14 protein-coding genes are annotated in these 19,263 nt (G+C 43.1%); 6 read left to right on the forward strand and 8 right to left on the reverse strand.

The window, feature by feature from the left end; translation table 11 throughout:
• Nucleotides 1-76: 76 nt before the first annotated feature.
• On the reverse strand, nucleotides 77-3,391 hold the full coding sequence (locus PY364_RS11325) for a PAS domain S-box protein (protein ID WP_275522602.1): 3,315 nt from the start codon (nucleotides 3,389-3,391) through the stop codon (nucleotides 77-79).
• A 345-nt stretch (nucleotides 3,392-3,736) separates the two neighbouring features.
• Between PY364_RS11325 and PY364_RS11330 the strand changes: the two genes are divergently transcribed.
• The gene (locus tag PY364_RS11330) at nucleotides 3,737-5,104 is read left to right on the forward strand and encodes a TldD/PmbA family protein (protein ID WP_275522625.1); all 1,368 of its coding nucleotides are present in this window, start codon (nucleotides 3,737-3,739) and stop codon (nucleotides 5,102-5,104) included.
• A 240-nt stretch (nucleotides 5,105-5,344) separates the two neighbouring features.
• Here PY364_RS11330 and PY364_RS11335 read toward each other — a convergent pair whose 3' ends face one another.
• The 3 genes from PY364_RS11335 to PY364_RS11345 all read right to left on the reverse strand — a co-directional run bounded on the left by PY364_RS11335 (nucleotide 5,345) and on the right by PY364_RS11345 (nucleotide 11,015).
• Nucleotides 5,345-5,497 carry a hypothetical protein gene (locus PY364_RS11335; protein WP_275522604.1) on the reverse strand — a complete coding sequence of 51 codons (153 nt, stop codon included), beginning with the start codon at nucleotides 5,495-5,497 and terminating at the stop codon, nucleotides 5,345-5,347.
• Between the two features lie 286 nt (nucleotides 5,498-5,783).
• Nucleotides 5,784-9,131 carry an efflux RND transporter permease subunit gene (locus PY364_RS11340; RefSeq protein WP_275522606.1) on the reverse strand — a complete coding sequence of 1,116 codons (3,348 nt, stop codon included), beginning with the start codon at nucleotides 9,129-9,131 and terminating at the stop codon, nucleotides 5,784-5,786.
• A gap of 378 nt (nucleotides 9,132-9,509) precedes the next feature.
• Nucleotides 9,510-11,015: an efflux RND transporter periplasmic adaptor subunit gene (locus tag PY364_RS11345; RefSeq protein WP_275522607.1), complete on the reverse strand. Its 1,506-nt coding sequence runs from the start codon at nucleotides 11,013-11,015 to the stop codon at nucleotides 9,510-9,512.
• 257 nt (nucleotides 11,016-11,272) lie between these two features.
• Between PY364_RS11345 and PY364_RS11350 the strand changes: the two genes are divergently transcribed.
• Nucleotides 11,273-11,734: a MarR family winged helix-turn-helix transcriptional regulator gene (locus tag PY364_RS11350; protein ID WP_275522608.1), complete on the forward strand. Its 462-nt coding sequence runs from the start codon at nucleotides 11,273-11,275 to the stop codon at nucleotides 11,732-11,734.
• Between the two features lie 9 nt (nucleotides 11,735-11,743).
• Here PY364_RS11350 and PY364_RS11355 read toward each other — a convergent pair whose 3' ends face one another.
• The gene (locus tag PY364_RS11355; RefSeq protein ID WP_275522610.1) at nucleotides 11,744-12,157 is read right to left on the reverse strand and encodes a DUF6575 domain-containing protein; all 414 of its coding nucleotides are present in this window, start codon (nucleotides 12,155-12,157) and stop codon (nucleotides 11,744-11,746) included.
• 119 nt (nucleotides 12,158-12,276) lie between these two features.
• Entirely contained in the window at nucleotides 12,277-13,590 is a 1,314-nt protein-coding gene (locus PY364_RS11360) for an 8-amino-7-oxononanoate synthase (protein WP_275522612.1), read from the reverse strand.
• A gap of 174 nt (nucleotides 13,591-13,764) precedes the next feature.
• Here PY364_RS11360 and PY364_RS11365 point away from each other — a divergent pair, with 174 nt between their 5' ends.
• Nucleotides 13,765-14,700 (forward strand): exopolyphosphatase, encoded by a 936-nt coding sequence (locus PY364_RS11365; protein ID WP_275522615.1) that lies wholly within the window; start codon nucleotides 13,765-13,767, stop codon nucleotides 14,698-14,700.
• 219 nt (nucleotides 14,701-14,919) lie between these two features.
• On the opposite strand, the gene PY364_RS11370 is transcribed toward PY364_RS11365, so the two are convergent.
• On the reverse strand, nucleotides 14,920-15,144 hold the full coding sequence (locus PY364_RS11370; protein WP_275522616.1) for a hypothetical protein: 225 nt from the start codon (nucleotides 15,142-15,144) through the stop codon (nucleotides 14,920-14,922).
• Between the two features lie 261 nt (nucleotides 15,145-15,405).
• Between PY364_RS11370 and ispG the strand changes: the two genes are divergently transcribed.
• A complete protein-coding gene (ispG, locus tag PY364_RS11375; RefSeq protein ID WP_275522618.1) occupies nucleotides 15,406-16,626 on the forward strand; it encodes a (E)-4-hydroxy-3-methylbut-2-enyl-diphosphate synthase in 1,221 nt (406 codons plus the stop codon).
• A 484-nt stretch (nucleotides 16,627-17,110) separates the two neighbouring features.
• On the opposite strand, the gene PY364_RS11380 is transcribed toward ispG, so the two are convergent.
• Complete coding sequence (locus PY364_RS11380) at nucleotides 17,111-17,878, reverse strand: ISAs1 family transposase (RefSeq protein ID WP_275522620.1); 768 nt, start codon at nucleotides 17,876-17,878, stop codon at nucleotides 17,111-17,113.
• A gap of 333 nt (nucleotides 17,879-18,211) precedes the next feature.
• Here PY364_RS11380 and PY364_RS11385 point away from each other — a divergent pair, with 333 nt between their 5' ends.
• Nucleotides 18,212-18,766 carry a gamma carbonic anhydrase family protein gene (locus PY364_RS11385; RefSeq protein ID WP_275522622.1) on the forward strand — a complete coding sequence of 185 codons (555 nt, stop codon included), beginning with the start codon at nucleotides 18,212-18,214 and terminating at the stop codon, nucleotides 18,764-18,766.
• An 85-nt stretch (nucleotides 18,767-18,851) separates the two neighbouring features.
• Nucleotides 18,852-18,977: a photosystem II protein Y gene (locus PY364_RS11390; protein WP_275522623.1), complete on the forward strand. Its 126-nt coding sequence runs from the start codon at nucleotides 18,852-18,854 to the stop codon at nucleotides 18,975-18,977.
• The last annotated feature ends 286 nt before the right edge of the window (nucleotides 18,978-19,263 follow it).

Genomic DNA, 19,263 nt, shown 5'->3' on the forward strand with positions numbered 1-19,263 from the left:
CGGTAAGGATACCGCCCAGAGGGCGGCGTTACGAATATGTAAGTTCTAAAATATTTTAACTTTTAATTTTTAATTTTTAATTTTTAATCGGAATCTCAATGATAAAGGTTGTTCCTTGACCGACTTTTGAAATACAATCGAGTTTACCTTTATGCTGTTCTACCACAATTTGGTAGCTGATTGACATTCCTAATCCAGTACCTTTGCCGACTTCTTTAGTCGTGAAAAATGGGTTAAAAATCTGAGTTTTTACCGCTTCTGGCATTCCTGAACCATTATCAGAAATTTCAATAATAGCAGTATCGCGATCGCGAACCTTGGTACAGATGCAAATCCGACCAGGATTAGCTTCTATTTCCTCAACAGATTGCCCTTTAAATCTCTGCTCAATCGCATCGATCGCATTCGCAATCACATTCATAAAAACTTGATTTAGCTGACCAGCATAGCACTCAACTAATAGCAGAGCGCCAAACTGCTTTACTAACTGAATATCAGGGCAGTTATTTTTACATTTAAAGCGGTTCTGTAAAATCAACAATGTACTCTCAATGCCTTCATGAATGTCAACCTGCTTCATGTCAGATTCATCTAACCGCGAAAAGTTTCGCAGAGATAAGACAATTGAGCGGATGCGCTCAGTTCCCACTTTCATTGATGATAAAGTTTTGGCTAAATCTTCAGTTAGAAATTCTAACTCAATCTCTTCAATTCGATCTCTGATTTCGCCGCTGGGCAGGGGATATTCCTGTTGATATAATTCTAGCAGACCGAGTAATTCTTCAACGTAACCATTGACATAGGTAATGTTGCCATGTATAAAATTAACAGGGTTATTAATTTCGTGAGCAATACCTGCAACTAATTGCCCCAAGGAAGACATTTTTTCAGTTTGAATCAATTGAGCTTGAGTAGAGCGTAATTGCACAAGTGTCTTTTCAAGTTGTTGCGATTTTTCTCGTTCTCGCGCTTCACTTTGCCGTAAAGCTTCTTCAGCTTGTTTGCGATCGCTAATATCGGTATGGGAACCAACCACTCGCACGGGTTTCCCCTCTTCATCCCATAGTGCTTTCCCTCGACCTAGAATCCATTTGTAGCTTCCATCTTTGCACCGATGGCGATGCTCTGTGACATAATATGGGGTTTTCTGATTGAGGTGATCTTGCATAGCGTCAATCACCAAATTAATATCCTCTGGATGCACAATGCCCGTCCATTCATCTAGCTGATTTCCGATTTCATGGTCTTCATATCCTACTATTTCTTTAGACCTAGCAGATGTAAATAGTTCATTAGTTTTGATGTTCCAATCCCAGATACCGTCACTGTTGCCTTTAAGCGCTAACTGCCAGCGTTCTTCACTTTGTCGCAAGGCTTCTTCTGCAAGTTTGCGATCGCTAATATCAGTAATTAAACCATGCCAGATACTATCTCCATTGCCTAAATCTTCAGGCTGAGAAATGGATTGAATCCATTTGATCTTGCCTGACGGTAGGACAAACCGCCCTTGCCAATCCCAAGGTTGCATAGTTTGAGCGGCACGAGCAACTAATCGATCGTAATTTTGGCGCTCATCTGGGTGAATTAGATCGTGTATTAGAGTTATATTTTGTTTAACTGTTTCTGGCTCTATTTCAAAAATTTCGCTGCAAGCAGGACTTATATAAGGATAGCTCCCAGAACCATCCGCACGCAACAAAAATTGGTAAAGCATTCCCGGCACATTAGCTGAAAGATTTTGAAATTTAGACTCGCTTTCCCGCAATGCTTCTTCAGCAACTTTGCGATCTGTAATATCTGCAATTGAGCCAACCATTCGCACGGGTATCTCCTCTTCATTTCGTAGTGCTTTCCCTCTCCCCAAAATCCATTTGTAGCTACCATCTTTGCAGCGAATACGATATTCAGCAATGAAATAGGAAGTTTTACCTTCTAGGTTATCTTGACCTGCATTTATTACTCTATCAAGATCGTCTGGATGTATGAGACTATACCAAGCATTTAAGTCATTTTCTATTTCGCGATCTTCAAAGCCTAGCATTTCCTTGCAGCGGGCAGACAGGAAGAGTTCATTATTTTTGGGGTTCCAATCCCAGATGCCGTCATTAGCACCCTTGAGAGCTAATTGCCAACGTTCTTCGCTCTTTCTCAATTCTTCCTCAGTTTGTTGTCTCTCTGCAATCTGTGTCTGCAATTGCTTCAAGGCTTGGTTTAAATTTTCCGTCCGCTTTCCAACTCGAATTTCTAGTTCTTCATTGGCTCTTTGGAGTGCGATTTCTGCCTGTTTGCGTTCAGTAATATCTCGCGAAATACCAATCACTCCGAGTGCATTTCCTTCTGAGTCACGATATACGCTTTTCGTAGTTAGAAAACTCCGTATTTCACCACTGAGTGCGAAATCTTGTGAATAGGTGAGCGATTTTCCGGTAGCAATAATTTGGCGATCTATTTCTAGGAACTCCTGAGCAATTTCCGGCGATATTAACTCCGAATCGCTGTTACCGATAACTTCTTCTGGCTGTCGGTCAAAAGCCTCTATCGTGGCACTGTTAGCCAGTACATAGCGTCCCTGAAGATCGCGGACATAAATTGGGTCGGGAACACTTTCAATGACTGCTTGCAAGAGGGTGTAACTTTCTTTTTGGGCTTTTTCTGCTTGTTTGCGACGGCTAATATCATTACCAATAGCTAGGATTCCTTTAAAGCATCCTTTGTCATCCACAAGCGCTTTATTTCGCCATGAAATCCAGACTGATTCTCCATTTTTGCGGATATTTTCGTGTTCGTTGCAAATATATTTTTCTGGCTGTCGTAAGATATCTTCCCCCATTGCCGCTAGGTCGTTTCCAGCGGAATCTGTGTGAGGAATAATTGTTCCTATTGCATTTTTGCCGATGATTTCTTCCTCCGAGTAGCCGAAGAATTTTTGGGCAAAATCGTTAAAAAAGGTAATTTTACCAACGGCATCTACTTTGACAATAATGCTGTTAGCATTTTCCACCAGTTCGCGATATTTAACTTCGCTTTCTCGAAGTTTCCCGGTTGTCTCTTGTACAATTTCTCGTAATTTTACGGGTTCTCGCGTCCATTTAAAGACTAAAATTCCCGTTAATACTGCTAGTAACGCGCTGACAATTCTTACCCACAAAGCTTTAGCTTTTGGGATGTCTGGGTTGACGAAGATTTGAGCGACTAAATCCTGGGCGACAAATCGCTGCGAGTTTAAATTACCTTTGAAATTTACCTGAACTATACTTAAATCTTTTACCGTATTAACGCGGTTTTCGTGCTGCAATTGCTCTTGTTCTGAGCAATCTAGCAACCAGATACTTGACACAACCACTGCTACTGCTGAAAGTGCTGCTAAGTAAGGGGAGAATCGGAATTTCATAAGCTGATTTTAGCCAAGGGTTTCCAGTAAAACTAGACTTATTGCGAAAAAGAGCTTGGGGTGTAAAACTGTAATAGATTATTTATGGGGTTCTAGCACTTATGCAAGCAGTGTATTGTGATCTCAGTCTGGCTTTCGATTTGAATATAGCAACCGCCAAGGCAGTTAGGACAGATATCCGTAACGCCGCCTTCTAGGCGGTTAGGGCACTGCCTAGAAGGCGGCGTTACGTTCAACAAATAAAGTTGTCCTAACTGTCCTGGCGGTTGATATATATACAGGTTAAACTAGAATTATTAATTCTTAATTTTTGTCTAGAGAGTGAATCAGAGCGTGGAAAATTCGATGCAAGAGCAGTTGGCGGAGGCGATCGCATCCTTTAGCGATCGCGTGGATTATCTCGAAATTCGGACTGAACAGAGCGAGTCAACGGCAATTAGTTTTCGCGGCCCGCAGTTGGATGGCGTTAACCGCAGTTTTTCCCTCGCTGGCGGCATTCGTGCCTGTCATAAGGGGGGATGGAGTTTTGTGACTTTCAATGGCCTAGCTGAGTTAAAAAACCGCATTGAGGAAGCTATTTCTCAAGCTCATTTAGTGGGTACAGAAACTACTGAGTTGGCAGCAGTGGCAGCAATTAAAGATTATGTAGCTGTGGAATTTGGTCGCGATCCGCGCACTGTATCTCTGGAAGAAAAGCGCTCTTTGATGCAGAATTATAATCAATTATTGCTGGATTTTGACCCGCGAATTCAGACGACAATGACAGGTTACAGCGATCGCTTTGGGATTACTTATTTTGTCAATTCTCAAGGTACTTCTATCGCTCAAGAACGCTTGGATGTGACGGGGCGTTTTGGCGCGATCGCGCGGGGAGAAGATGGTGTCGTCCGCCAAGGTTTTGAGTCGATCCACTCGCGATCGGATTACAATATTCTGGTGAATGTTGAAGAGCAAGTGAAATCCGCCGCACTCAGAGCTGTTAAGCAGTTGGAGGCGAAACCTGTTAAGGGTGGTCAATACACTGTAATTTTAGATCCGTATCTTTCCGGTGTGTTTATTCACGAAGCTTTTGGTCATTTGTCGGAGGCTGATGGTATTTATGAAAATCCCAGAATGCAGGAATTACTGACGCTGGGGAAACCCTTAGCAATTGAACAGTTAAATGTGGTTGACGATGCAACTTTACCGGGACTTCCCGGAACTCTAAAATACGATGACGAAGGTGTACCGGCCCAGTGCAAATATTTAATTAAAGATGGAATTTTGACCACCAGAATGCACAACCGCGAAACTGCTGGCAAAATGGGTGAAGTACCGACTGGAAATGCTCGTGCTTTGAGTGCTGGTTATCCGCCAATTGTACGAATGACGAATACTGCGATCGCATCAGGCGAACATTCTTTGGAAGAGATGCTTGCTGATATTGAGGAAGGCGTTTATGCAGTGCGGATGTTAGGCGGACAAACGAATGGGGAAATGTTTACCTTTGCGGCGGCGGAAGGTTATATGATCCGTAATGGGCGTTTGGCTGAACCTGTAAGCGATGTGACGCTGACGGGAAATGTCTTTCAGACGCTGAAGGATATTGAGGCGATCGGCAATGACTCGGTTTATGCTTACGGCGGTTGCGGTAAAGGTGGTCAAGGTGGTTTACCCGTAAGTGTTGGTGGCCCCCATTTGCGGATTAAAAATGTTGTTGTCGGGGGACGTTAGGGAGCTCTTGAGCGGGGAAGCGGGAGATTTTCGAGTTAACAGTTAACCGTTAACAGTTAACCGTTAACCGTTAACCATTAAGAAAAAAGCCCGGTTTCTTGAGGAAACCGGGTTTTGTTTAAACCAACTAAGAGAGGAGAGAACACTGAGCAACAAGAAGTTAGGGACATTGCGTACCCTGTAGACAACTCCATCAACCTAGTGATACCTAAACAAAGGTCATTTTTGGCTGTGGCTGCCTTAAATCTGTCTCATTTCGTCTTCCAGGATGCGAATTAAATTTTCATCACCGTTAGCTTTGGCTACGTCTAAGCGATGTAGCAGTCTCTTGTGAAGGTTTGCACGGTGGGTTTCAGCTACCTTTGTCAAGTTTCTTTGACCGATTCTGTTCATGGTGAACTTTCCTTTCGTCTCATTTGTGTATTCTTATATTCCTAATATAACGTGGTGATGTGGAAAGTGCATAGCAGATTTACCAAAACTTCATACTCCGGGTAAGTTATTGACTTTTGAGCTCGATTCGGTTATACTTGTACGCAACTCTTCATTAGCAGTTTCAGCAATTAATGGTAGAGAGGCTAGATTAAGATAATTCGGCGATTGAAATCGCTACTACACAAACGAAGTCCGCCTACGCGGACTAAAGAATAAAGGAGATATCTGGAGCGTAAGTCCTATACTAATTCTTGGCAGGATGCGCTAAGAACTTTTCTCGGAAAGACTCCATATAGGTGTAAAAAACGGGAGTAATGTAAAGGGTCAAGAGTTGGGAAAATAATAAACCGCCTACGACAGCTAAACCTAAAGGACGGCGAGATTCTGCACCCGCGCCCCAACCAAGTGCGATCGGTAGCGTACCCATTAAAGCGGCCATTGTGGTCATCATAATCGGGCGGAACCGAACTAAACAAGCTTCATAGATAGCATCAAGAGGCTTTTTCGCGCGATCGCGTTGCGCTTCTATGGCAAAGTCAATCATCATAATGCCATTTTTCTTAACAATTCCTACTAGCAAAATAATGCCTACAAAAGAATAAATATTAAGCTCAACCCCGAACAACATTAAAGTTAATAATGCTCCAAATCCCGCCGAAGGCAAACTCGAAATAATCGTCACTGGATGGATGAAGTTTTCGTAAAGAATCCCCAACACAATATAAATCACCAAAATTGCCACTATTAGCAATATTCCTAATCCTTGTAACGACGATTGAAATATTTGTGCTGAACCTTGAAACTTAGTGCTAATTGTTGCGGGTAGGGTTTCCCTCGCTAGGGTTTCAATTTTTCCCACCACTTCCCCCAGAGAAACACCAGATTTCAAGTTAAAAGAGATAGTAACAGCGGCCAATTGTCCAAAGTGACCAATAGTTAATGGGCCAACACTTTGACTCAAAGTTGCTACAGCATTTAAGGGGATTTGTTGACCTGTACTAGAGCGAATTGAAAGTAATTCTAAAGCGCTGGGGTCTTGTTGATATTTGGGATCTAAACCCATAATTACTGGATATTGGCTATCAGGCGCGTAGATAGTAGAAACTTGGCGACTTCCGTAGGCGTTGTATAAAGCTGTTTCGATTTGATTGGCAGTTAGACCAAGGGAAGAGGCGCGATCGCGATCGACTGTCACCTGTAACTGGCGGTTTTTTAGTAGCAAATCGCTGTTAACATCTTGTAGTTCTGGCATCTTTCGTAACTGTTCTTCTAGTTCAGGTGCAGCTTTATAAAGCTCTTGGAAATTGGGAGTTTGTAGGGTAAATTGATATAGTGCTTTTGACTGCTGAGAACCGATCCTAATTGATGGCGGGTTTTGCAAAAATGCTCTAATTCCAGGTACTTTATTCAGTTTTGGACGCAATTCTTTGATAATTTCTTCAGCACTTAAATGGCGTTCAGAATGGGGTTTTAATCGGATAAATATGCGACCTGCATTCGCGGCTGAATTAGGGCCGCCAGCGCCGACTGTGGAGTTGATCGCATCAACATTAGGATCTTTAAGGATAATTGCCGCTAATTCTTCCTGATGTTTAACCATTTCGGCAAAGGAAATATCTTGAGCAGCTTCTGTCACGGCGTTAAGTTGTCCTGTGTCGTTGTTGGGAATAAAGCCTTTAGGAATGACTGCAAATAGGTAAATTGTGGCGATCAGAATGGCGGCGGAAATTACCATTGTGGTACGATGATATTTCAGTGCTTTTCTCAGGCTCCAAGCATAGAATCCGACCAGCGATAATTTTGAAAAGAATTTAGCAACGGATTTAAAGAAGGAATTTTTGGGCTTTTTCACCTCTTTTTTGTCGGTTGGTAAGTTATCGTTTCTATCGGTTTCTGCTGTTAGCAAATTACTTGAATTAAGTTGCCTTTTGTCAGAGATATCGTCAGCGCGATCGCCTCCAAATTCTGCTGTTGCTGTTGCCGATTTCATTGAATGTATAGGCTGGTTTTGTTCAAAGGTTATTTCTTTTTCTGAATGTTGTGCAAAGCCATTTCCGACTGAATTTATAGATAACTCTTCTCCGACAACATCCGTTGCTAATTCATGTTTTTTGGGTGCTTTTAAAAAGCGGCTACATAGCATCGGAGTTAAGCTCAGAGAAATTACCCCTGACACCAAAATTGCCATACCAATTGTTACGGCAAACTCGTTAAAGAGCCGCCCTAAAATGCCGCCCATAAATAGCATCGGAATGAAAACAGCCACTAATGAAATCGTCATTGAAATTACTGTAAAACTAATCTCTCTTGAACCGTTTAGTGCGGCTTCAAAGCGATTTTCTCCCATTTCCATGTGCCGGACGATGTTCTCTAAAACGACTACGGCATCATCAACAACAAACCCAACGCTCAGAGTCAATGCCATCAATGAAAGGTTATCTAGTGAATAGTTTAATGCTGCCATGACACCAAAGGTTGCTACTAGCGACATCGGCACAGCTATACTGGGAATAATTGTTGCCCAGAAGTTGCGAAGAAATATAAAAATCACTAATACTACTAAGCAAATAGTTAGTAATAAAGTAAACTTCACATCATCAACTGACTCGCGAATGGATTGAGAACGGTCATAAAGAATATCCATCTCCACTGCTGCGGGAATTTGCTTACGAAAAGTAGGCAATATTTTCTTGATTTCGTCAACAATTTCAACGGTATTTGTTCCCGGTTGTCGCTGAATTGCTAGGACAATTGCTCTTGTTCCGTTATACCAACTAGCTAATTTATCATTTTCTACGCTATCAATAACTTCACCGACTTCTTGTAGTTCCACGGGAGCGCCATTTCGGTAAGCTACAATTAGGGATTTGTAAGCATTAGCGTCATTGAGATCGCCGTTTGCTTGAATGGTAAAATTTTGCTTTTGACCGTAAAGTGTTCCTGTTGGTAAGTTGGAATTGCCTTGAGATATGGCGGTTGCAACTTCATCAATTCCTAAGCCTTTGGCACTTAAAGATTGAGGGTCAAGTTGAATGCGGACGGCGTATTTCTGAGAGCCGTAAACCTGTACTTGCGCTACACCATCTACCATTGAAAGCCGCTGTGCGATCAGAGTTTCGGCGTATTTGTCAACAGTTGGTAAAGGCAAAATTGAGGAACTGACAACCAGATTTAAAATTGGTTGATCTGCCGGGTTAACTTTGCGATAAGACGGTGGACTCGGCATATTTGCGGGCAACTGTCGTGTTGCTTTAGCAATTGCCGATTGTACATCTTGGGCGGCTCCATCCAGCGGTCTTTTTAAGTCGAATTGTAGGGTAATTTGTGTGCTTCCCTGTCCGCTACTGGAGTTCATGGAATCCAGACCGGCAATGCTAGAAAATTGCTGTTCTAAAGGGGTGGCGACTGAGGCGGCCATCGTTTCTGGACTAGCTCCAGGGAGGCTGGCTGATACTTGAATTGTGGGAAAATCGACGTTAGGTAGGTCACTAACTGGTAATGATTCGTAACTTATAAATCCAAATATTAAGATGCCAATCATCACCAAGGTGGTCATAATCGGACGGCGGATGAATAGTTCGGAAATGTTCATAATTTGTTAGTGGTTAGTGGTTAGTGGTTAGTGGTTAGTGGTTAGTTGTTAATTGTTAGTTGTTTCTGTCATTGCGAGCCAAGCTAAGCGCAGTTGCGAGGGTACGAAGCAAGCCCGAAGCAATCGCAAGATTTTGATTCAGTAGCCATATATAGCGGTTTGTGCTTGGGTAGAGTAGAGTAGAATGTTAATGTATTGAGATTGCTTCGGGCTTGCTTCGTTCCTCAGATTGCTTCGGGCTTGCTTCGTACCCTCGCAACTGCGCTTCGCTTGGCTCGCAACTGCGCTTCGCTTGACGCGCTTAGCTTGGCTCGCAATGACACAGTTAGAAACCAACCATTAACAACCAACCACTAACCACTAACAACTAACCAATAACTATTTCTTTTTAATTTCTACTTTGGCGTTAGGAATAAGGTTAAATTGACCGTCGGTAACAACTTCTTCGCCAGGTTTTAAACCTTGCGCGATCGCAGTTTCGCTACCAGCAGCAATACCTACCTCGATCGGGCGGATTTCCACCGTTTTATCCGGTTTAACCACAAACACAAAAGGCCCTTTCTGTCCCGCTTGTACTGCAACTGTAGGCACAACGATCGCATTCGGTTCTTTTCGCAAGGTGAGGACAACATTCACAAATTCACCAGGGGAAAGTTGCCCGCCACTATTGGTAAAACTGCCTTTTAATTGAATCGTGCCTGTTGTTGTATCCACCGCACTATCTACAAAGCTCAGTTCGCCCTGTACTGGCGGCGATGTACTATTAGGAATCTGCGCTTCTACTTCCAGAGGGCCACCATTCATGGCTTTTTTTACCTCTGGTAATACCTTTTGGGGGACGGAAAAGGCGACGTAAATCGGGCTGATTTGGTTAATAACTACTAGCGGGTTGGTGTCGTTGGCTTTAACTAAGTTGCCTTGATTGACTTTCAGGCTGCCGGTGCGACCGTCTAAGGGTGAGAAAATGGAATTGTAAGATAAGTCAATTTTGGCTTTGTCAATATCCGCTTCGGCGGCGCTGACTGAGGCTTGCAGGCTTTCTATGACGGCTGTAGCGGCTTTAACTGCGGCTTGGGCATTTTCGATGTCAGCGTCGGCGGCTTTGACTGTGGCTTGGGCGTTTTCGATGTCAGCGTCGGCGGCTTTGACTGCGGCTTGGGCGTTTTCTACGTCAGCGTCGGCGGCTTTGACTGCGGCTTGGGCGTTTTCTATACCGCTACTACTGGCTGCAACTGTGGCTTTTCCGGCCTCGGCTGTGGTACGAATCTGATCGGCTTCGTCTTTGCCGATCGCGCCTTCATTGTACAGTCCGGTGTAACGCTGCGATCGCTCTGTGGCATTTTTTGCCTCTGCTACATCTTTTGCCCGATTTGCTTTGGCTTGATTGACGGAGGCGATCGCTTTTGTGCGGTTGGCTTTAGCTTGGTTAACAGAGGCGATCGCTTTTGCCCGGTTCGCTTCTGCTTGATTCACAGAGGCGATCGCTTTTGCCCGGTTCGCTTCTGCTTGATTCACAGAGGCGATCGCTTTACTGTAATCAGCTTTTGCCTGACTTACCGACGCAACGGCTTTGGCTCGGTTCGCTTCCGCTTGCATCAATGCTGATTCTTGGGGGCGAGAATCAATCTTAAACAACAAATCGCCCCGTTTCACCTCTTGACCTTCTTTAAAATAAACTCCCGTCAGTTGACCTTCTACCAAAGACTTGACAGATACAGTAGAATATGCTGTCACAGTTCCCGTACCGCGTACCTGAATCGGTAGGGTTTTTTGAGTGGCAACAGCAGTAGCAACAGGAACAGGTTTCTTAGCTGCATCGCCTTTGTTGGGAGGTTCAGCAATGGAAGCAGCACAGCTATACAGGCAAGCCAAACTCAGAAACATCAGTCCTTGCCGCCTTACAAGGGAAGGCGTAAGGGTTCTATGTACAGGAAAGGCGGGCGGACGCTTGGCTTTACTAATGTAATAGCGCATGGCAACGGATGGGGCGAAGGAATAAACCTTGTTAGTTAGTATAGCTAACAGTTAGTATTATTACATTAATACCCTAGATTCAATATCTGTCAAATTTTTTTATTTATTCCTCGAATCTAAACATCCTATACTTACAAATAGCCGCTGGCGAACCAGTATTAACAAAAATGAACTCAGAGCATCTACCAAAAGGAATAAACCCCGAAACCTGTGCGGCTGAGGTGATGGAAACAATTCCGCTAGTAATGAGGTTTATTCGAGCGCAAATGCGAAGTCAAGGGGAACCCAACTTATCTGTACCCCAGTTTCGGACTATGATGTTTCTCTATCGCCATCCAGGTTCATCTTTGTCTAATGTGGCGGAACATTTAGGGGTGACTCGCCCGACGGCTTCAGTAATTTGCGATCGCTTAGTACAACGTAGTTTAATAGATAGAGCCGAACATCCGAAGCAACGCCGGTCTGTAGTTTTGAAATTAACTGAAACTGGATGCGATCGCCTTCAAGAAATGCGTCAGATTACCCGTGCTAAAATCGCCGATATATTGGCAGAATTGTCAGAGGATCAAATGTTGCACGTCGTTGAAGGATTAGGGATACTAAACAGTGTTTTTAAGGACTCGGAATAGCACTATGGACTAAAGAATCAAAGGCGCATCTTTTACTTCCAGAATGGGAAGTGGTAGATTGCCAAACTCAATAAACTCTCCAGGCATGGGCAACCAATCGTCAATTAGATTTTCACACCAGATAATTTCAACTCGATCGGAGCTATTATCTGAACTAATAATAACTTCATAAACAAATCCATCTTCTGAATTTAAAAAAGCATCTCGTAGGTCAATACCGCCAGAGCGAACAGTCTCAAATCTCCGTTGGGATATGGGGACATAAAGCCAGGTTCCAAACTCTGTTGTTTGCTCTGCCCAGACAGCTATAAATAGCTGTCCCGATAAATTTCGACACGCAAAGAGGCATGGTGCATCGTAATACTCATACACCTCAATGATTTCCAATTTACCTAGATTTGTAGACTGTGGAAGTAGGCTCATAGCTATGTTTTATTAAGTGATTTCAACTGCCTTAAACAAATCCAAGACTCTTACATCAATTGGAACCCACCAGCCATGATGAGAATTATTTCTTTCTGGTGGAGATGGAGTGTGCTTGATTAGCCCTGTTTCAAAAATGCAATCGCGCCCAAAGCTTCAACCAACTTCTCAATATGCACTAACTCATGAGTTGCCATCAGAGAAACACGAATGCGACTATAATTAACAGTTGGAGGTCGAATTGCGGGTGCGAAAAATCCCTGTTCTTTCAATTGCTTTCCAACTGCTAAAGCTTGAGGCGCATCTTTTAATAAAAAGCAAAAAATTGGGGAATACGAATTGGGAATTGGGAATCGGGAATTGGGAATTGGGAATTGGGAATCGGGAATTGGTAATTGGGAATTGCCTTCGCTTTCTGAATTTCGATGGCGATTCCGATCTGGGTGATTTTTATCTATACCATTCCAGTTAGGAATATGCCGATTCAGAAGGGTTTTAAGAGTTTCTATATTTTGCCATAACTGATGACGCAATTGTGGTTCTTCGCGTACAATATTGACAGCTTTTAAAGCAGCAGCCGTATCTGCCGGTGTCAATCCTGTGGTATAAATCCAACTGGGGGCTCTATTACGGAGAAAGTCAATTAGCGAACTCGAACCAGCGACATATCCGCCTAAACTTCCCAAAGCTTTGCTAAGAGTGCCAACCTGAATTAAAGGTTTGCCAGTACAACCAAAATGTTCTACACACCCCGCGCCATTTTCACCGAAAACCCCTGTAGCGTGAGCCTCATCTACTAATAGCATACAGCTAAATTCTTCAGCGATTGCTAATAATTCTGGCAAGGGGCATAAATCCCCATCCATGCTGAAAACGGTATCGGTGAGAATCAAACAGCGGCGGTAGCGATGTCTACTGTTGGCTACGCCTACACAATCCTGTAACTTCGCCCTCAAATCCTCAACATCGCAATGATTGTACTCCACAACAGCCGCGCCGCTGAGGATCGCGCCATTTTTAAGGCTAGAATGGTTGTACTGGTCGGATAAAATCAGATCCCGCTTACCGACAAGAGATGCGATCGCACCTAAGTTAGCCAGATAACCAGAACTAAAGACAATAGCATCTTCCGTTTGCTTAAGAGACGCGATCGCCAATTCTAACTCTCTGTGTAACTCCCGATGTCCAGTTAGCAACCGCGAACCCGTGCTCCCCGTTCCAAATTCTTTAACAGCAGAAATAGCAGCTTGAATTAGCCTTTCATCACCCGCTAATCCCAGATAATCATTACTAGCAAAGTTAACAAGTTCGCGACCTTCTAGCAAAATTGTAGCACCAGGGCGGCTGTAAATCGTTTGTACCGAGCGATACCAGTCAGCGCGGTGAATAGTAGCGAGAGACTTCTCTATCCAAGTGTAAGGGTCAGACGACATAGTGGAAACATTTCGGAGAATAGGTTATATTGTCTGGTGACAACTTAAGGTGCTTCTCAGTTTGACAATTATAGTCCGCAAAGGCGGATTTTGTTTATGTAGTAGCGAATTCATTCGCCAACATATTTTACTCTCATTGAGATACACCTGACAACTTCTTCTTCCAATAAACTTATGCCAACCACTAAAAAATACAGATTAGTTACTCGCAGCGATTTTGATGGTCTTGTTTGTGCCGTTCTCCTCAAAGAACTCAACATGATTAACGACATTAAGTTTGTCCATCCTAAAGATATGCAGGATGGAAAAATTGAGTTGACAAGTAATGATATTACCACCAATTTGCCCTATGTTGACGGAGTGCATTTAGCCTTCGACCACCACCTTAGCGAAACTATCAGAAATCAAGACATTCAAGATAACCATATTATCGATCCAGATGCACCATCAGCGGCAAGAGTATTGTATAGCTATTATGGCGGGAAAGAAAAGTTTACTGAGATTTCTGAAGCGATGATGGAGGCAGTTGACAAATCAGATTCTGCCCAATTTTCCCAATCAGAAGTTTTGCATCCTGAAAATTGGGTCTTGTTAAATTTCTTGATGGATGCAAGGACAGGATTGGGCAGATTCCGGGAGTTTAGAATCTCGAATTATCAGCTAATGATGCAGTTAATTGATTATTGCAAAGCTCATTCCATCGAAGAAATCTTGCAATTGCCAGATGTGAAAGAAAGAGTTGACCTTTACTTCGATCAAGAAGAGAAGTTTAAAGAACAAATCCAGCGATGTGCAAAGGTTTATCAGAATTTAGTTGTCTTAGATTTGCGGAATGAAGAGGTAATTTATGCCGGCAACAGATTTACAATTTATGCTTTGTTTCCTGATTGCAATATCTCAATTCATGCACTTTGGGGACTAAAACAACAAAATACAGTGTTTGCAGTTGGCAAGTCAATTTTCAACAAAAATTCTCAGACAAATATAGGAGAGTTAATGTTGAAATATGGCGGCGGCGGACATCAGAATGCAGGCACTTGTCAGATTGAAAATGATAAAGCAGAGGAAGTTTTAAAAGAGTTGATCGCACAAATTAATCAAGATGGCTAATCGATACTCCTTGTAACGCCGCCCTCTGGGCGGTTTTTTCACAGCCCAGAAGGTCGCGTTACAAAGTTGGATAAATATAGCAATGGCGAAGGTGGTTAAGATATTCTGAGTTCCACCAAACTCACTTAATTCTATTCCCTTCTTCCCCTTCTTTCCCTTCTTTCACGCTTCCCCTAGCCCCTAGCCCCTAGCCCCTAGCCCCTTCTTCCCCTAGCTATATCACTCATTTTCTGGCAAAGGTTCACCATTCCTAATTTCAGCACTTTTGCCTTTAACGGGTGGCAATTGTTCCACTAAACCCATCTCAAAAGCAGTATCTGGCAAATCCCCAACAATATACCTCCCCGGTTCAAACAAGCGTCCAGGTGTAAAACACGGCTGTTTGAGTTGAACTATTTCACCAGGGGCAAACATTCCCCGCCACATTTTTCGCTCAATTCCCACGATCTTACACTCCTAAAATCATCTGAACGTTGTTTTTTTAGCTTAATTTATTGCTCAGTTAAAGTAATAATTAATCTATTTTAATACCAAATCCAATCCCAAATAACTAATCTCTCTTCCCCTTCTTCCCCTAGCCCCTAGTCCCTAGTCCCTAGCCCCTTCTTCCTTCTTCCTTCGTCCAAACGGCCCCCTTCTATGGCACTCTAAAAAGCAGGAAACACAAATTAGAGATTTTCGCTACAAAAATCTACCCTGCATACCATGCAAACCCTACCAAAACCAACCAAATCGGCATCAACCCAACCCACCTTTGACACCACCATCCACCGCCGCAAAACCCGGCCAGTCAAAGTCGGTAGCGTCACCATCGGCGGCGGCTACCCCATCGTCGTTCAGTCGATGATCAACGAAGATACACTAGACATCGACGGTTCAGTAGCCGGAATCCGCCGCCTCCACGAAATCGGCTGCGAAATCGTCCGCGTCACCGTCCCCAGCATGGCCCACGCCAAAGCCTTAGCCGAAATCAAGCAAAAATTACACGCCACTTACCAAGTAGTACCCCTGGTGGCCGATGTCCACCACAACGGTATGAAAATTGCCTTAGAAGTGGCAAAGCACGTAGACAAAGTGAGAATCAATCCGGGACTATATGTATTTGAAAAACCCAAAGCCGATAGAAGCGAATACACCCCAGACGAATTTGAGGAAATTGGCGCAAAAATCCGCGAAACCTTAGAACCGCTGGTAGTTTCCTTGCGAGATCAAGGCAAAGCTATGCGAATCGGCGTTAATCACGGTTCCCTCGCTGAACGGATGCTGTTTACCTACGGCGACACCCCCGAAGGAATGGTAGAATCTGCCTTAGAATTTATCAAAATTTGCGAATCTCTGGATTTTCGCAATATCGTCATTTCGATGAAAGCCTCGCGAGTGCCTGTAATGTTGGCTGCGTACCGCTTGATGGCCCGGAGGATGGATGAACACGGCATGGATTACCCGTTGCATTTAGGCGTTACAGAGGCGGGTGATGGGGAATATGGTCGCATTAAGTCTACTGCTGGTATTGGTACATTGTTAGCTGATGGCATTGGTGACACCATCCGCGTCTCACTTACGGAGGCCCCGGAGAAGGAGATTCCAGTTTGTTACAGTATTCTGCAAGCCTTGGGATTGCGGAAAACGATGGTAGAGTATGTGGCTTGTCCTTCCTGTGGCCGCACTTTGTTTAATTTAGAGGAAGTTTTACACAAAGTGAGAGAGGCTACTAAGCATCTGACAGGGTTGGATATAGCAGTAATGGGTTGTATTGTCAATGGGCCGGGGGAAATGGCCGATGCTGATTATGGTTATGTGGGGAAACAAGCCGGTTATATTTCTCTGTATCGCGGTCGGGAAGAGATTAAGCGAGTACCTGAAGATCGGGGTGTGGAGGAGTTGATTAATTTGATTAAATCCGACGATCGTTGGGTAGATCCGTAGGCGATGGGAGAGTGTGGTAAGGAGTAGCCAGGGCGATTAGGTTCAGGGGGCGACAATCGCCCCCAAACCATTGCAGGGAGGATGTTGTTGGGTCTGAAGCCGCCGCCCAAAGTGGGAGCTTATTGAGAATAGAATCTCAATAGAAGAACCAGCCCCTAGTTGTGATAAAAAGGTGCATGTCTCGTTAATTCACAAGACCAAACATAATTATATGTGGGTTTTTATTGATTAAAGCACTCAGTATCTTGGTAATTTGGTTCCCGATCATTAAAGAAGTAATATCTCGTCAAATTCAAGCCAGGGTAAACGCATCTAAATTAATTTGACAAAAAAGTGGATTTGTGGATTACTAAATAACTAAAAAACCTTCTTGAAATTCTTAAATTCAACCCAAGTTAAGCAGATTCAATCAGAACTTTAAGAACTTTTTAATTTCTTAAAGCTAGAGAATTTTTATTACTAGATTGGTGTGAGATTTCGAGCGTTAACTGACAGAGTTTAAAACTTGAACTAGATAATTATTGTCCATTGCCGCTCGATACCGTTTCATTTTTAGACTTTGTTTAGAAGTTTTCTCTTGTTTCAGTAAATTTATGGCTAAACGACGTAAAAGTGCAAAATTTTCGGGAGAGTTCTGTTTGCGAATCCGGCTCTCATCTTCGGAAAATGTAACATCAAGTGTCCAATGTAAGCTATTTTTAATGCCCCAATGACTGCGGATCGCCCCAGCAATTTTTTCAGCATTACTGCTTAAACTACTCAAGTAAAAACGAGCTTCAGTGGTGGTTTTATTCCACAATCGTCGTTCACTAACTATCATGACAACTGTTTTTAATCCAGTCCATAATGCTTGATTATGCAGAGGTGGTAACTCAGATATATCAACAGTCCAGACCTGTCTTTTTTCCACTCGATGATGTCCAGCTTCTACTTTTTCATAATAGTTATATTCTCTGTCTAAATAATCTGCTTTTTGGGCTATTTCAAACCATTCTTTTACGGCTTTGTACAGGAGTTTTTGATTCCCTTTTAAAGCTAAAATATAATCTCCTTTTTTTTGACAATCAGAGATGATAGCTAGAATTGCAATTGCGATAATGTCTTTGAGTAAATGTTCTTTACTTCTTTCTATTCTTGGGTCGTTCAAATTGGCAAAATGTTCTAAAAAACTGGCATTTAAAATATTCAGTGAAGGCAATGAATCTGTTTGTTTTTGTTGGGATGTTACAGCTTTACTAAAACCTATTGCCATTGATAGCACCAATAAAATATAACAAACTACATTGAAATTTAGTCGGATTTAACTGTAGCATATTTTGCGTTAAAGTTAAGATGCGTTTACCCTGATATATACTTTTGATATTTAGTTAGATAGATTCCCCTTCTTAAAATATTGCAGGTTGGGAAAATTAAGTTTTTTTATTAACTCAATTTTGTTATAATTATCTTAGTGTTAGGTTCCCCAAAATAGCGATTGCAGTGTATAATTTATCAATTTATATTGCTTTCGATAATTGATCGGTTTAAAATCCTTATTAAAGATTCAAAATTAGAAACTAAATCAAATAGCAACTACGCGATCGCTATGACTAATCTTAACCAGCCATTCCCAATCCTAACATCCTATTGGCCCGCCCCGGATCTTTCCGAAGCCGCTTTTATCGCTCCCAATGCTGCGATCGTGGGCTGGGTAGAAGTTGCTGCGGGGGCGAGTATCTGGTACGGAGCCGTTGTCCGAGGAGATATAGAGCGAATTGCGATCGGAGCTTGCACTAATATTCAAGATGGAGCAATTTTGCACGGCGATCCAGGCCAGCCCACTATCTTAGAAGATTTTGTAACAGTGGGACACCGAGCTGTAATTCACTCAGCTTATATTGAGCGGGGAAGTTTGATTGGGATCGGTGCAGTCGTGCTTGATGGAGTGAGGGTGGGTGCGGGTAGTATCATCGGTGCTGGCTCAGTTGTGACTAAAGATGTGCCGCCTTTGTCCTTAGTTGTGGGAGTGCCTGCCAAACTACGGCGAGATGTCTCTGAGGCAGAAGCTGCTGAATTGATCGAACACGCCAAACGCTACGAGCAGTTAGCTTTGGTTCACTCAGGTAGAGGAACTGATTTGGGATTTGCCTTGGCCCATTAATCCCTAACCCAAGTTTGAGAATAGAGACAAAATGAGATACAAATAGATTATGAGAAATCTTTAAAAAACTTTAGAGGAGGAACTAATGGATTTTGACTTCCGCGTGCTAGTAGTTTTATTGCCAATCTTGTTGGCTGGTGGCTGGGCAGTTTTCAATATTGGCGCGGCTGCGCTCAAACAAGTGCAAAACCTGTTGAATAAGCAAGCCTAGAGTTAATCCTGGGATCTGTGCTGGAAAGCTGATGGTTTTTCAGGCTGAATCTCCCATAATCTAAGTGTGCGATCGCTCCTCGGCTTTCCGGTCAAGGATGCGATCGCACACAATTTTTTTTAAGATTCTTAGGAATTAACCATTATTTACGTAACGCCGCCATCCTGGCGGTTCTTTCCACTTACGTAACGCCGCCATCCTGGCGGTTCTTTCCACTTACGTAACGCCGCCATCCTGGCGGTTCTTTCCACTTACGTAACGCCGCCATCCTGGCGGTTCTTTGACC

It is taken from the genome of Kamptonema sp. UHCC 0994, from assembly GCF_029167235.1.
In the GTDB taxonomy this organism is placed as follows: Bacteria; Cyanobacteriota; Cyanobacteriia; order Cyanobacteriales; family Microcoleaceae; genus Kamptonema.